Consider the following 12,667-nt stretch of genomic DNA (forward strand, 5'->3'; position numbering starts at 1 on the left):
TATTGTCATTCTGCAAAATTTTATATATCCAGTGAAAATGAAATGGCGGTGTTAAATTGATAGAAAAAATAGGAATAATAGGTGCAGGAGCAATGGGTTCTTCTATTGCCGAGGTATTTGCTTTTAATGGTTACAGTGTATATTTAAAAGACCAGAATATGGAATATGTCAACAGAGGTATTTCCCATGTGAGAAAGGTACTGGATGACTACCAATCATATATGGATTCCATGCCCGACAAGGAAATAAAGAGAATAGAAAGAAATGGGATAGAACTGACGGAAACCCAGAAAAATACTATTAAAAAGAATCTCGGCAAGCAGCTCGATATAGATGGAATTATTTCCAATATACATCCAGTTGAATCATACAAAGAACTGTCACAGTGTGGGCTTGTAATAGAGGCTGTTTTCGAAAAACAGGAAATCAAGAACGATCTGTTCAGAGAACTATCCAGTTATTTTGGTGAAAATACGATACTTGCTTCAAATACATCATCACTGAGTATAACAGAGATGGCAGCCAATTATAAATATCCGGAGAATAATATCATTATCCACTTCTTCAATCCTCCATACACAATGCCACTGGTTGAGATTGTACCAGCTCTCCAGACAGGCAGTAAAACTGTTGAAACAGCATATTCACTTATTTCTGGATTGAGAAACCATAGGGATGCAATGGTTCCCGTAAAAGCGAAGGAAAGGTCAGGGTTCATAGTGAACAGGATACTAATCCAACTTATAAATGAAGCAATAAAGATAGTTGAGGAAGGCATAGCAGATGAGAAATCTGTTGATATAGGAATGAAGAAGGGAGCAGGTTTTCCAATGGGCCCATTCGAACTTGGCGATTATGTCGGGCTGGATATTGTCTATGATGTATTGAAATCATTTAACAAAGCATACGGAGATGCATACATACCTCCGGAAAGGCTAAAAAATATGGTCATAGCAGGATATCTTGGAAGGAAAACTGGAAAAGGGTTCTATGAGTACACAAAATAAAAATTAATAACGTATAGTATAAATATTTAATGCATTTAGTTTTTCTTTTTCATTGAAAATTTATTTATTCCTTCATATCCCTTATCTGTATAGAATACTCTGCCACAATTGGGACATACGTAGGCTTCAAATTCACCAAGAGTAACATTATTCTGTTCGTAAGGTGCAGTTTTCAATTCCATATCAAGATTGCAGTGCGGGCACACTGTTATGTTATTTATAGACATAGTCAAAACATGCATTTAATATATATAATATATTTGTGGCAACAGGATAGTAGGAAAGTATAATATGTGCAAATTTTTAGATATGAGAATATTAATGGTTTAAGTATTTTCAGAATATAATCACTGAATTAAATGATTTTATATACAAACACTTACTTTTATTTTTGTGAATAACACTTCTAATGAAACTACAGACCCGGTTTTAAATGAATTGAACGGTAAAATTACCACAAAATTTTACTGGGCAGTGACATTGCTGGCTACGATAGGTGGTTTCCTATTTGGATATGATACTTCCAACATAGGAACTGACCTAAGTTTTATACCCTTTGCGAAAAATCTTGCAACAACAGACCCATTTGTATACGGCTATTTAATAGCAGGAGCATCACTTGGTGCTGCAGTAGGTGCATTAATAGCTGCACTTCTTACGGATAAATACGGAAGAAAATTCCTGCTAATAACGGATGCTGCTATATATACAATAGGGGCAATTCTTTCAGCTGTCTCGGTGAACCTTGTAATGCTTCTTGGTGCGTACCCTTTATTATTTAGACAGTTATCAAGTGGAATATATAGAAATGGATAAATATAAATTAGAATATAATGAGGTGATATGATGGAGAAATTTACAGCAGATGAAAAGGTAGCAATAGTAATGGAATCATTTACAGCAAACAATATAGCAGAGCTATGCAGAAGGCATGGAGTATCTGTATCAAACTTCTATAAATGGAGGGATAAGTTTATAGAATCAGGGAAAAAGGGATTCTATGGTTCTGGAGTAAACAATGGGTATGAGAAGGAGATTGATAAACTAAAGAGGCTGGTAGGTGACCAGGCCTTAGTCATAGACGAATTAAAAAAAAATTACAGAGGGAGGAGATAATGGAAACAGTGAATAACCTTGGAGATAAACTGTCTGTATCAAGGTTCTCTAAAATAACAGGAATACAGAGGTCATATATCCACTATAACAGGAAAAGTACAGTAAGGCATAGGAAATCAAGGATACCTGAAAATATAATAAATAAGGTACTGGAAATATCAGGAAAAAGGGTAACATACGGGCACAGGAGAATATGGGCTGTATTAAGGAATGAAGGGGTTAAAATAAACATAAAAACAGTAAGGAGAATAATAAAATCTAATAATTTACAGCTCCCATATGCAAAGCATAAGAACAGGACAAATAAAAGGAATTTAACAAAGCCCTCAGACATAAACCAGCTATGGGAAACTGATATCCATTATGTCAGGACACATAATGGGATGTGCTATTTAATGGCTGTAAAGGATTGTTTCTCTAAAAGGTGGCTATCATATAATTTCTCAAGGGCATGCACAGCTAAAGACTGTGTAAAGCCTATAGAAGATGCATATGCCATAAGATACAAAGATTCTAACTTAAACAATCTGGTACTTAGGACAGACAATGGCCCACAGTACATAGCCAGGGAATTCAAAACTCCTGCAAGGCTATTGAATATACCTCATGAGTACATAGAGAAACAGACACCTGAGGACAATGGTGATATAGAATCATTCCACAATTCATTGAAAACTGATTATATATGGCTAAATGACCTTGAAAGCTATGAAGATGCTAAGGAATTAATAGAATATGCATTCAATGATTACAATAATTACAGGCCACATTCTTCTATAGGCTATTTAACACCTGTAGAATTTGAAAAGCAATGGAACAGCAGTGAAGAATTCAGGAATAAGTTTCTGAAGGAGAGAAAGAAAAAGGAGGAAAGAAGATTGAAAAACAGGAAAATTAATATAAGCAGGAGGAATGAAAGTGTCTCAATATTACACTAAAAAACTGTCCAAATTTTGGGGGAACAGATCACACATGATTCTAAGGCTGCCAGAAAACTATTGAGTAAGATGAAAAATAATATTCTAAGAATATTTGGAGATAGGGGATATGATTCAAAATATATCTACAATATGTTTGGATATAATGCAGTAATACCACCCAGGAAAAATGCTTCTACCAAATCCAGAGGTTCATATGCAAGGGCTAAGATTGTGAGATTTATAAAAAAGAACTCCATGGAACAGTGGAAAGAGAATAATAATCTCCAAGATGGCTGATACTGCATGAAAAATACGATAAGGCAATAGCATCACTGAAACGTTTTAATGTTACGGCAAAGTTGTCTGAAATTAAAAATACACACGATTACCTTGTTGCAAAAGAAACAAAGCAAAAAGCAACACCCGGAATAAAAAGGGCTTTTGTTATAGTAGGGCTTTTTATGATGTTCCAGCAAATTACCGGTATAAACATTCCCTTCTATTATGGCCCGGTTGTTATTGCGAAACTCCACATATTCGGTTCAACAGGTGGAACTGCTATATCAAGTGCAGTTTTTGGAATTGAAGCATCATCAATACTTGCCATTATAAATGTACTTGCCACACTTATCGGTTTCAGGCTTATAGATTCATACGGCAGGAGATCCCTGGCACTTCTAGGATACTCTGGCATGGCATTTTTCGATGTGCTGGGTGCAGTACTGTACCTTTCACATATAGATATTGGCCTGCTCATAGGATTCGCCGGGTTCATAATATTCTTTGCTTTCGGTGTTGGTGGTACCGGCTGGATCATCCAGGGAGAATATTTCCCGACACAGTACAGGGGATTATTTGCTTCCCTTATTGCCGTTGTGGACTGGATATCAAACTTTGCAATAATTGAGCTGTTTCCTGTGATGGATCTGAAAATAGGGCTTGGATACACCATGGCTGTGTTTGCAGTGCTTTCAATAATGGCAGTTGTTATCTTCTTCTACATAATGCCAAAAACTAAGGGCAAGAGTGTGGAGGAGATTAATGATATATTTGAAAACAATACTCTGGCAACAGTTAGAAACGCATCCATGTCGGGATATTCCGATAACTCTAAAACAGATAAAAAACAATAAATATTTTTTTTAAAATTTATTTAAATTTAGCTAAAAATTGTATTTTTACAGGAATAATTTATCCGCCATGCCTGAAATCTGGATATATCAGCATTCCGCCATCAACGACAATTGTAGTTCCTGTTATGTATTTTGCCATATCACTTGCTGCAAACAGGACTGCATCCGCTACATCTTCTGCATCTCCCGGGAATCCCATGGCTATTTTATCATCAAGGTCTTTAAGGGTATCCGGATTTTCCCAGACAGATTTATTTATAGCAGTTTTTATGGCACCTGGTGCAATTGATATAACTCTGATGCCCATAGTCGCCGTTTCCTGTGCCAGTGTTTTAGCCATCATGTCCAGACCAGCTTTTGAACTGCAATATGCACTGTAACCCTGCCAGGGAATATTAACATGGTCAGAGGTAATATTGATGATTACTCCCCTATTTTTCTTCTTCATTCTCTGAATTGCCATTCTGGAACAGAAATAAGGCCCGTAAAGGTTTATAGATATTACCTTTTTCCAGTTTTCTATATCATCATCTCCTAGCATTGCACGGACACCATCTATCCCTGCTGAATTCACAAGAATATCAACAGGCCCAAGGGAAGAATCTACTTTCCTGAACATTTCCTCAACAGCCACCGGATCTGCCATATCTGCACTCACTGCGATGGCTTTCCCCCTAGCTGCCACAATTTTATTTACTACTTCATCTGCAGCATTTTTGTTCCTGCCAAAATGGACTGCAACGGAGGCGCCTGCAGATGCCAGCCCAATTGCAATAGCTTTTCCAATTCCACCACTTGCACCGGTTACAATAGCTACCTTTCCGGTTAAATCTATTTTTCCCATTTCTATCAGTAAAACAATTCAATTAAAGATATAAATATATGTTATAGGATAAATAATTTCAATGAAAATACTTATTTTATATAACTTCTATGGAATAGGAACATACAAATTCAGCATTCTTTTCAAGTGTTACAAGCCCTACCATATTATGGTACACATCCGGTATTCCCGTCATAGGTTCAACAGCTATAGAATCATTACCTGCATACTGGCCATTATACAGTACAAGGTATGGCATATTCTTCCTGGTTATCCTGATCGAATGTTTTTCATCTTTTAAAATTACTGTAGAATCAAGATAAAAGCAGTTGTCAAGAGGCATCTTATTTAATTCCTTGCCGTTATAATCAACATCAACAGTGCTTCCGTCTGGAAAGTACACATTCCTGTAATTGAATTTTTTCATTCTGCTGTTATATATATTGTCCCGTAAATATTTCCTATATATACCCTCTAAAAATATAATAAAAGAATATAAGCCCAGAATGAAGTTAAATGAGAAAAAAATAAAATATATAATAAGGGAGAAAAATAAGAGAAGATCATCTACAGAAATAGCTAAGGAAATGAAAATAACAACAAGGTATGTAAATTACATATACAAAAAATACAGGGATAATGGAGAATATACAATAGGTAAAAGGAAACATAGGGAATTAAACAGCAAGGATATAGAAATAGTTAAAAAAATAAGATATGAATACCCTATGTCAGGACCTGAAAGAATAAGGAAATACCTTAAAAGAAAGGGGATAATAATAGCTAAAAACAATATATACAGAATACTGTTATTATTAAATATGGTTGATAACAGCAATAATAAGAAGAAACAGAGAAAATATATAAAATATGAGAGGAAACATAGCAACTCACTATGGCATATGGACTGGACTAAATACAGTGACAGTGAGAAGTTAATAATAATAGAAGATGATGCTTCAAGGTTCATAGTAGGAATGGGAATATACGGTGAGGAAACAATAGATAATACAATAGAAGCACTGGAAATAGCAATAAACACTTACGGTAAGCCTGAAGAGATATTAACAGACCATGGAACACAGTTCTTTTCAAATGGTAAGAATGGAATACCTGGAGATCACAATAAGTTCCAGGAATACTTAGATAACAGTAATATAAAACACATACTTGGAAGGGTAAAACACCCTGAAACAAATGGAAAACTGGAGAGATTAAACTATACCATAAAACGTTTAAGGCCATATTTCAGTACCTGGGAAGAGGTAGTATACCATTACAACTATGAAAGGATGCATGACTCACTGTCAGATGGTGATAATATAGTTACACCAGCAATGGCATATAAAAATAAAATGGTGGTAAAATGAAAAAATATAAATTCATACAGTATATAAAGGAAATAATAATGGGACAGTACAATTCTGCTGTTATATGATATTGAATAACTGCCATGTACATTGAAGTATGGATGAAATCCTATTTCAACCGGAATTCTGGACGTGAGGGATTTAACATAAAAAGACGTAACAAACATGTTTCCAGTTATTTCATATTTTACCTTAATATGAGCTTCCCCGGGGTAAAATACTGATTTAAAATGGCTTGAAAATTCTATATAGTTATCACCGGAATTTGAATCAAATGGGAGTTCCCTGACAAGCCCATGTATGCTATTTTTCCCATCATTCTCCGGCAGCGAATACTGTTTATTGTTAAATGAGTATTCTGCATTTTGAATTCTGTTTCCGAATGGAAATAAAACAGCGGCCCCACCATGTGTGCTATTTTTATCATTACTCTTTCTAATTATGGGGGTACCATCCTTCTGCAAATCTTCAAGATATGCCCCAACTGGATTGAAATTCGCATGAAAACCATTATATTCTAATTTCATTATAAACTATTATCTTACCATGCTTAAAAAGATATCGAGCAGGTTAAAAATATATTGAATATAAAATTAAAAATATTGTTATATTTTTACTGAAAATTTTCTATATCTTCCAGTTTAATAGGTGTATTGACCACCCTGTTTCTTGTAACCAGTTCCACCGCACGTGCCAGCGCTGCCGGTGTTCCAATTGTTGGTGCTTCCCCCAATCCTTTTGCTTGGCTTGGTGAAGGTGATCCGTTTTCAACCCATTTTATATGGCAATTAGGTGCGTAATCCGCCGTTAGAAGCCCTGCATCAGAGATGCTTGTTGTCATTAATTGACCTTCAGGTGAATACCTTAAAGATTCAGAAAACATCTGGCCAACGCCCTCAAGTGCACCACCGGTTATCTGTGCGATAACATTTACCGGGCTCAATACATGGCCAAGGTCATAATAGCTGTACCAGTCTTTCATGGTCACAAGCCCGCTTCTGTTTCTCTCAGCGGTAATCATGTTGAAGTTTACGGAATTAACGTCGTAATCGATTTTCAGGAAGTCATAAGCACTGTAATTTCCGGATAATAATTTCTCCGGGCTATATTTTCCATATTTTTTTATTACCTGTTCCTTTATCTGGCCAGCCACTTTCATCAGAGCCGATGCTCCGGCTATTGCAGTCCTGCTTCCCCAGCTGCCGACTCCGTTCTCCATTTCTGCTGTATCTCCATTCTCCAGGGAAATTAAATTCTGTTCAACCTGAAGTTCATTTTCCAGAATGCTCTTAACAAACAGTTCATGGCCCTGCCCATGCACATTTCCTCCAAGCTGGGCAGTAATTTTCCCATTGGAAACATCTATCCTTGCACTCTCACCGGGACGTGATGCGGGAATAAGGACAAAAAATGCAATACCTGTTTTCTCCTCTCTTGAAATTTTACGGTAATTTACTTCTGCAAGTGCTTTTTCCAGGAATGGCCTTGTTGCCTCCTTTACTGTCAATCCGGTGGGGGATGTGAAAGGTTCAGTGGAGGCGTTGACAAGCCTTACTTCTGAAATGTCCATCTGCAATCTGTCGGCTAAGAGGTCCATCATTCTTTCCATGAAAAATGCAGCCTCTGGCCTGCCTGCTCCCCTGTATGGGCCCATAGGTGCCTTATTTGTGAGAACAGAATAAGCACGCATATACGCCTTTTCTATGTGGTATGGCCCGGTTATCTGGTATGCTATAAATCTTGATGCGAAACCTCCTGTCCCGGCGTCATAGGCTCCTGCATCCACATACACATCTCCCTTTATGCCTGTTATTCTCCCATCATTCCTGGCATAAATTTTTATTTTGCCTTTCGCTCCACGCCCGGGATATGCAGCCTCCAGGTGCTCCTTTCTTGTTTCTATCCATTTTACTGGTTTTCCGTATTTCTTTGAAGCATATGCTGCCATTACATATTCAGGATAAAATGAACCCTTTGAACCGAAAGCTCCCCCTGTATCTGCCTGTATTACCCTGACATCTTCAGGTTTCATACCCAACGCCTGTACTAGTCCTGCTTTAACTGATTGGACAGATTGGGTAGACACATAGAATGTTAATTTAGAATCCTTATAGTCTGCTATGCACCCCCTTGTTTCCATGGAATTAGCTATTATCCTTTCATTGAAGAAAGTGTCTTCCATGGTAAGGTCAAAGTCAATGTCATTTTCATCAAAATCTTCTCCAAGTTCAGTTTCCGCCAGTATATTGTTTTCTGTGCCTTCATGTATGGGTGGGGCTTTAATGGCCTCGTCTATCCCGGATACTGCCTGCATTGGCTCATAATCAACGGATACTGTGTTTAGCAGGTCTTCGCTTTCATATCTGGTTTTTCCAAATACCGCAGCTATAGCCTGCCCCTCATAATTTACATTGTCTATGGCGAAAACAGGTTCAAAATAAGCCGAATTTGATTTTCCCCCCAATGAAGCCATCTCTCCCATAGAGGACTTATAAAAAAGTTTTAATTCAGAGGCATTGAGCCCGCCCTTTACATTCTTAATTTTAGCTTTCCCATAGGGGCTCCTGAAAACATTCATATAAAGCATATCATTAAAAGTCATATCATCTATGTATTTTCCTTTACCATCAACATACCGGTCTCTATAATCCATAAATGGATATATACAGGCTCCCTTATTAAGATTTTTATAAGATAATATGCAAAACTATTTTTAAATATAATGCTATTTCTACAGCTTTTATGAATAAATATAGTGCAAATAAGTGCAAAAACTGTTCCATGTATAAATGTGTAGATATTAATGAAACAGATAATATTATATTTCAATGAAAAATAGTCTCTTATGGCTAATTGTGTTGCTTACAATATCAGGCACAGCTTAAAATCATCAACCATGTGTGTTCCACTTGCAGAATTGAATAGAAGTCTTGACGACCTCTGTGCAAATATCGGAAAAATACAGGCATTTATTGATAAATACGGAAAAAGTGCCGGGGTAAATAAGGATGATGCAAATGTTGGAATAATAATTGTAAATCCCGGGAAAAAAATAGTGGACATGTCATTTTCTCAGAATCTTGGAATAGATAAAATGAAGGTTAATTCATCGGCAGAAGAATTGAGGAAAAATAAATTCACTGTAACAGTCCATTTTCCTTCTACACCTTTTTAATATCCGAATTTGGATTTTATCTGTTTATACCTTTGCTCTCATTATAATATTCTGCCATATACCCATAAAATTTTGTTGATATTACAGACCAGTCATAATTATCTTTTACATAGCTGTATTCTTCACTTTTATCATGTTTTATTATACTGTTGTTATTTATTATTTCATTAACCCTGCTATACCATTGTTCTATATCCAATGGCAAATATTCCAGATACTTATTTTCAAAATCATCAAAATTGCCCTTTAGGTAATCGGAGCACATTACATATAATCCTGATGATAATGCCTGCAAAGTAACTATAGAAAATGTATCAGCATGGCTTGGATAAATAAACACATCACATTCCCTGTATAATCTGGCAAGATCAGTATCATTTAAAATCCCATGATATATTATTCTTTTATTTGTTTTTATTTTATCAGCTAATTCCCCACCACCTGCGATATGGAACTCCACCTCTGAATTATTCATTTTTTCAATCAATGGCAACAATATGTCTAAACCTTTCCCACTTGAGAGCGATGCAACAAATAGGAATTTTAATTTTGTGTTTTTTACTGCATAATCAGGATAGTACAGTATGATATCACACTGTATTTTTATCTGTTTTGAATCTTTTATCAAATCCTTAACAGCATCATCGGAAAGAATAAGTGGGTTATTTCCATGGTCATCTGTATATAAAACTGTCGCTTCTATATCTTCAGGTTTGTATTTTAACAGGTTAAATAAAACAGTTTCAGTTCCTCTACCGGCCTTTAAATCGGTAAATGTAACGAAAGTTAATCTCATAGTTTAGTATAAAATAGTTATTTATAGAGTTATCGCGGAATATCATATGTGTAGAGTTAAATTTTGTAAAATATTTCTTACCTGATATATTATTTTCCAGTTTCATAAGATTACATATACATAGAACCTATTACAAATAATACAAGGCGAATAAAAAATCATTGTAACATAAATATACCACGTCTTTACTTTTTTTAATTTTTAATGTTGTTTTTCCACCCTTTTAAATTTCTCCCGGACAAATAGTATTGAAATTTAATTTAATCACACTTATATTATTTGCCAGAAATCAGTATATAGCGTATTTCCCATTATTTTTGAAGTTTTAATATATTTCCGTGTTTCATTATAAAATCATTTACTTCAGGTTTTATTACCATTGCACAGTACGGATTTGACTGGTTATTTGCAAAATAATTGTGGTGATAATCCTCTGCTTCGTAGAACCTATCGAGCTTTTGAACCTCTGTAACTATAGGTTTGCTGTAATTTTTCTGATGCTCCTTAAGAAAATCCTTTATCATTTTTTCTTCCGCATCATCATTATACAGTATAATTGACCTGTACTGTGTTCCAATATCATTTCCCTGCTTATTGAGAGATGTCGGGTCGTGCGTAGCCATAAAAAGTTCAAGAAGTTTTTCAAGGCTAATTACATCAGGCTCATAGGAGACTTTAACAACTTCGGCATGCCCGGTTTTATCAGTACATACCTCCCTGTATGTCGGATTCTCAGTATGCCCGCCTGCGTATCCAGGGACTACATTATTTACACCTTTAATCAACTTGAAAATTGCTTCGCTGCACCAGAAACACCCTGTTCCTATAACTAATACTTTTTCAGACATAGGAAAACATTGCCGGGTCGGTATTAAATATTTTCAATGGCATACCAGGCAAATAATATATACAGTTGAGTATTGATTCAATATGGAAAACGCCCTGAAAGGAATAAAAATACTGGATTTAACCCAGGCTATGTCCGGGCCATTTGCTACTATGCTGCTTGGTGACCTTGGATCCGAGATAATAAAAATTGAACCTCCCGTTGGTGATCAGACAAGGTCATGGGCACCGCCATATATGAACGGAATTTCCTCATACTTCATGAGCACAAACAGGAATAAAAAAAGCCTGGCAATTGATCTTAAAACTGAAGAGGGCAAACAGATAATGGGGAAGCTAATTGCAGAATCAGACGTACTGGTTGAAAATTTCCGGCCAGGTGTTATAGAGAAACTTGGATTTTCATATGATATAGCAAGAACTATCAATAAGAACATTGTGTACTGCAGCATATCAGGATACGGGCAAACTGGACCTATGAGAGATTATCCTGGATATGACCTTGCCATTCTGGCTATGAGCGGGCTTCTTGGAATCACAGGAAATCCAGGCGAATCTCCGGTGAAGTTTGCCGTTCCAATTGCGGATATTACAACTGCGTTATTTGCCACGGTATCAATACTTTCGGCACTTTATAGCAGGGAACGCACAGGTGAAGGGCAGTATATTGACCTTTCCATGTTAGATTCAAATTTCCTTGTACTGACGCATCAATTAATGTCATACCTATCAACAGGAAAAAATCCGGAGAAACTGGGTTCTGCTCATTCCAGCATTGCACCATACCAGGCATATAAGACATCAGATAGTTAAATAGTTATAACTGTGGGTACAGAAAAGCTCTGGAAAACATTCTGCGAAACAATAGGTCCAGAACTGGGAAGCCGCCCTGAGTTTAAAACCAATGTTGATAGGGTTTCACACCGTGAACTGTTGAAAAAGGAGATAGAAAATGTATTAAAAAATAAAACCACAGAAGATATATACAGGACGCTTATTCAAAGCGGAATTCCATGCGCGCCGGTAAACTCTGTAGCTGATGCCGTATCCAGTAGCCAGATAAAATTCAGGGAAATGATTATTGATATGGATACCGGTTATGGCAAAATTAAAATTCCAGGCACGCCATTTAAACTATCAAAGACACCGGGGGAAATTAGATTTCCGCCACCATCTCTGGGAAGTGGAAATGATGAAATTCTAGGTAAACTGGGAATGACACCACGGCAGATAGAGGAGTTGTATAATAAAAATATTATCTTCAAAAGAATGAAAGATGAATGATAGCAATTATTCATCGTATCTGAACTTTATCAATTTTAAATCTTTCATATAATTTTTCATTATATATTTTGGAAGGTCCAACCCAGCTTCCTGGGCTTTCAGGCATAAATCTACAGTTTCGTCATGTGTAAGAATTACAGACCTCCCTGATCTGTTGTATAAAATCATGTATCCCAGATCCTCACAAATCATGTTTC

Annotated in this window: 15 protein-coding genes and 2 pseudogenes; 9 read left to right on the plus strand and 8 right to left on the minus strand. The window is 36.2% G+C overall.

Annotated features, from left to right (window positions below; all coding sequences use genetic code 11):
• Positions 1 to 56: 56 nt before the first annotated feature.
• Complete coding sequence (locus FACI_RS08730) at positions 57 to 1,007, plus strand: 3-hydroxyacyl-CoA dehydrogenase family protein (RefSeq protein ID WP_009887798.1); 951 nt, start codon at positions 57 to 59, stop codon at positions 1,005 to 1,007.
• A gap of 35 nt (positions 1,008 to 1,042) precedes the next feature.
• On the opposite strand, the gene FACI_RS08735 is transcribed toward FACI_RS08730, so the two are convergent.
• Positions 1,043 to 1,234 (minus strand): hypothetical protein, encoded by a 192-nt coding sequence (locus tag FACI_RS08735; protein WP_009887800.1) that lies wholly within the window; start codon positions 1,232 to 1,234, stop codon positions 1,043 to 1,045.
• Positions 1,235 to 1,400: 166 nt separating this feature from the next.
• On the opposite strand from FACI_RS08735, the gene FACI_RS08740 reads away from it, so the two are divergent.
• The 5 genes and pseudogenes from FACI_RS08740 (at position 1,401) to FACI_RS08760 (ending at position 4,176) form a co-directional block, all read left to right on the plus strand.
• Positions 1,401 to 1,823: an MFS transporter gene (locus FACI_RS08740; RefSeq protein WP_009887802.1), complete on the plus strand. Its 423-nt coding sequence runs from the start codon at positions 1,401 to 1,403 to the stop codon at positions 1,821 to 1,823.
• Between the two features lie 30 nt (positions 1,824 to 1,853).
• Entirely contained in the window at positions 1,854 to 2,123 is a 270-nt protein-coding gene (locus FACI_RS08745; RefSeq protein ID WP_019841506.1) for a transposase, read from the plus strand.
• A complete protein-coding gene (locus FACI_RS09865) occupies positions 2,123 to 3,061 on the plus strand; it encodes an IS3 family transposase (protein ID WP_009886825.1) in 939 nt (312 codons plus the stop codon). The genes FACI_RS08745 and FACI_RS09865 overlap by 1 nt, the downstream gene beginning before the upstream one ends.
• A gap of 21 nt (positions 3,062 to 3,082) precedes the next feature.
• Positions 3,083 to 3,325: pseudogene (locus FACI_RS10510) on the plus strand (transposase); the annotation flags it as partial.
• A 50-nt stretch (positions 3,326 to 3,375) separates the two neighbouring features.
• On the plus strand, positions 3,376 to 4,176 hold the full coding sequence (locus FACI_RS08760) for an MFS transporter (RefSeq protein ID WP_394325019.1): 801 nt from the start codon (positions 3,376 to 3,378) through the stop codon (positions 4,174 to 4,176).
• Between the two features lie 58 nt (positions 4,177 to 4,234).
• Here FACI_RS08760 and FACI_RS08765 read toward each other — a convergent pair whose 3' ends face one another.
• Both FACI_RS08765 and FACI_RS08770 read right to left on the minus strand, forming a co-directional pair.
• A complete protein-coding gene (locus FACI_RS08765) occupies positions 4,235 to 5,020 on the minus strand; it encodes a glucose 1-dehydrogenase (RefSeq protein WP_009887808.1) in 786 nt (261 codons plus the stop codon).
• A gap of 76 nt (positions 5,021 to 5,096) precedes the next feature.
• On the minus strand, positions 5,097 to 5,426 hold the full coding sequence (locus tag FACI_RS08770) for an aldose epimerase family protein (RefSeq protein WP_009887809.1): 330 nt from the start codon (positions 5,424 to 5,426) through the stop codon (positions 5,097 to 5,099).
• A gap of 79 nt (positions 5,427 to 5,505) precedes the next feature.
• Between FACI_RS08770 and FACI_RS08775 the strand changes: the two genes are divergently transcribed.
• A complete protein-coding gene (locus tag FACI_RS08775) occupies positions 5,506 to 6,369 on the plus strand; it encodes an IS481-like element ISFac5 family transposase (RefSeq protein WP_009886695.1) in 864 nt (287 codons plus the stop codon).
• Here the strand turns inward: FACI_RS08775 and FACI_RS08780 are convergent.
• Positions 6,282 to 6,896, minus strand: coding sequence for an aldose 1-epimerase (locus tag FACI_RS08780; protein ID WP_009887813.1), 615 nt, complete (start codon positions 6,894 to 6,896; stop codon positions 6,282 to 6,284). The two genes, FACI_RS08775 and FACI_RS08780, sit on opposite strands and share 88 nt — an antisense overlap.
• Before the next feature lie 86 nt (positions 6,897 to 6,982).
• Positions 6,983 to 9,022 carry a xanthine dehydrogenase family protein molybdopterin-binding subunit gene (locus tag FACI_RS08785; protein ID WP_009887815.1) on the minus strand — a complete coding sequence of 680 codons (2,040 nt, stop codon included), beginning with the start codon at positions 9,020 to 9,022 and terminating at the stop codon, positions 6,983 to 6,985.
• Between the two features lie 192 nt (positions 9,023 to 9,214).
• Between FACI_RS08785 and FACI_RS08790 the strand changes: the two genes are divergently transcribed.
• Positions 9,215 to 9,544 (plus strand): TA0956 family protein, encoded by a 330-nt coding sequence (locus FACI_RS08790; protein ID WP_019841776.1) that lies wholly within the window; start codon positions 9,215 to 9,217, stop codon positions 9,542 to 9,544.
• A gap of 16 nt (positions 9,545 to 9,560) precedes the next feature.
• On the opposite strand, the gene FACI_RS08795 is transcribed toward FACI_RS08790, so the two are convergent.
• A complete protein-coding gene (locus FACI_RS08795; RefSeq protein ID WP_009887818.1) occupies positions 9,561 to 10,340 on the minus strand; it encodes a glycosyltransferase family 4 protein in 780 nt (259 codons plus the stop codon).
• Positions 10,341 to 10,651: 311 nt separating this feature from the next.
• A complete protein-coding gene (gene msrA, locus FACI_RS08800) occupies positions 10,652 to 11,188 on the minus strand; it encodes a peptide-methionine (S)-S-oxide reductase MsrA (protein ID WP_009887820.1) in 537 nt (178 codons plus the stop codon).
• An 82-nt stretch (positions 11,189 to 11,270) separates the two neighbouring features.
• Here msrA and FACI_RS10410 point away from each other — a divergent pair.
• A pseudogene (locus FACI_RS10410) lies at positions 11,271 to 12,470 on the plus strand (CaiB/BaiF CoA transferase family protein).
• Positions 12,471 to 12,476: 6 nt separating this feature from the next.
• Here the strand turns inward: FACI_RS10410 and FACI_RS08810 are convergent.
• Complete coding sequence (locus FACI_RS08810; RefSeq protein WP_009887825.1) at positions 12,477 to 12,662, minus strand: hypothetical protein; 186 nt, start codon at positions 12,660 to 12,662, stop codon at positions 12,477 to 12,479.
• Positions 12,663 to 12,667: the final 5 nt, after the last annotated feature.

Origin of the sequence: Ferroplasma acidarmanus Fer1 (assembly GCF_000152265.2) — an archaeon.
GTDB lineage: Archaea > Thermoplasmatota > Thermoplasmata > Thermoplasmatales > Thermoplasmataceae > Ferroplasma > Ferroplasma acidiphilum.

Excerpts from the sequence above, each read along its gene's own strand:
- FACI_RS08735 (WP_009887800.1), bottom strand. The coding sequence starts at position 1,234 with ATGTCTATAAATAACATAACAGTGTGCCCGCACTGCAATCTTGATATG.
- FACI_RS08745 (WP_019841506.1), top strand. The coding sequence starts at position 1,854 with ATGGAGAAATTTACAGCAGATGAAAAGGTAGCAATAGTAATGGAATCA.
- FACI_RS09865 (WP_009886825.1), top strand. The coding sequence starts at position 2,123 with ATGGAAACAGTGAATAACCTTGGAGATAAACTGTCTGTATCAAGGTTC.
- FACI_RS08765 (WP_009887808.1), bottom strand. The coding sequence starts at position 5,020 with ATGGGAAAAATAGATTTAACCGGAAAGGTAGCTATTGTAACCGGTGCA.
- FACI_RS08770 (WP_009887809.1), bottom strand. The coding sequence starts at position 5,426 with ATGAAAAAATTCAATTACAGGAATGTGTACTTTCCAGACGGAAGCACT.
- FACI_RS08775 (WP_009886695.1), top strand. The coding sequence starts at position 5,506 with ATGAAGTTAAATGAGAAAAAAATAAAATATATAATAAGGGAGAAAAAT.
- FACI_RS08780 (WP_009887813.1), bottom strand. The coding sequence starts at position 6,896 with ATGAAATTAGAATATAATGGTTTTCATGCGAATTTCAATCCAGTTGGG.
- FACI_RS08785 (WP_009887815.1), bottom strand. The coding sequence starts at position 9,022 with ATGGATTATAGAGACCGGTATGTTGATGGTAAAGGAAAATACATAGAT.
- FACI_RS08790 (WP_019841776.1), top strand. The coding sequence starts at position 9,215 with ATGGCTAATTGTGTTGCTTACAATATCAGGCACAGCTTAAAATCATCA.
- FACI_RS08795 (WP_009887818.1), bottom strand. The coding sequence starts at position 10,340 with ATGAGATTAACTTTCGTTACATTTACCGATTTAAAGGCCGGTAGAGGA.
- msrA (WP_009887820.1), bottom strand. The coding sequence starts at position 11,188 with ATGTCTGAAAAAGTATTAGTTATAGGAACAGGGTGTTTCTGGTGCAGC.
- FACI_RS08810 (WP_009887825.1), bottom strand. The coding sequence starts at position 12,662 with ATGATTTGTGAGGATCTGGGATACATGATTTTATACAACAGATCAGGG.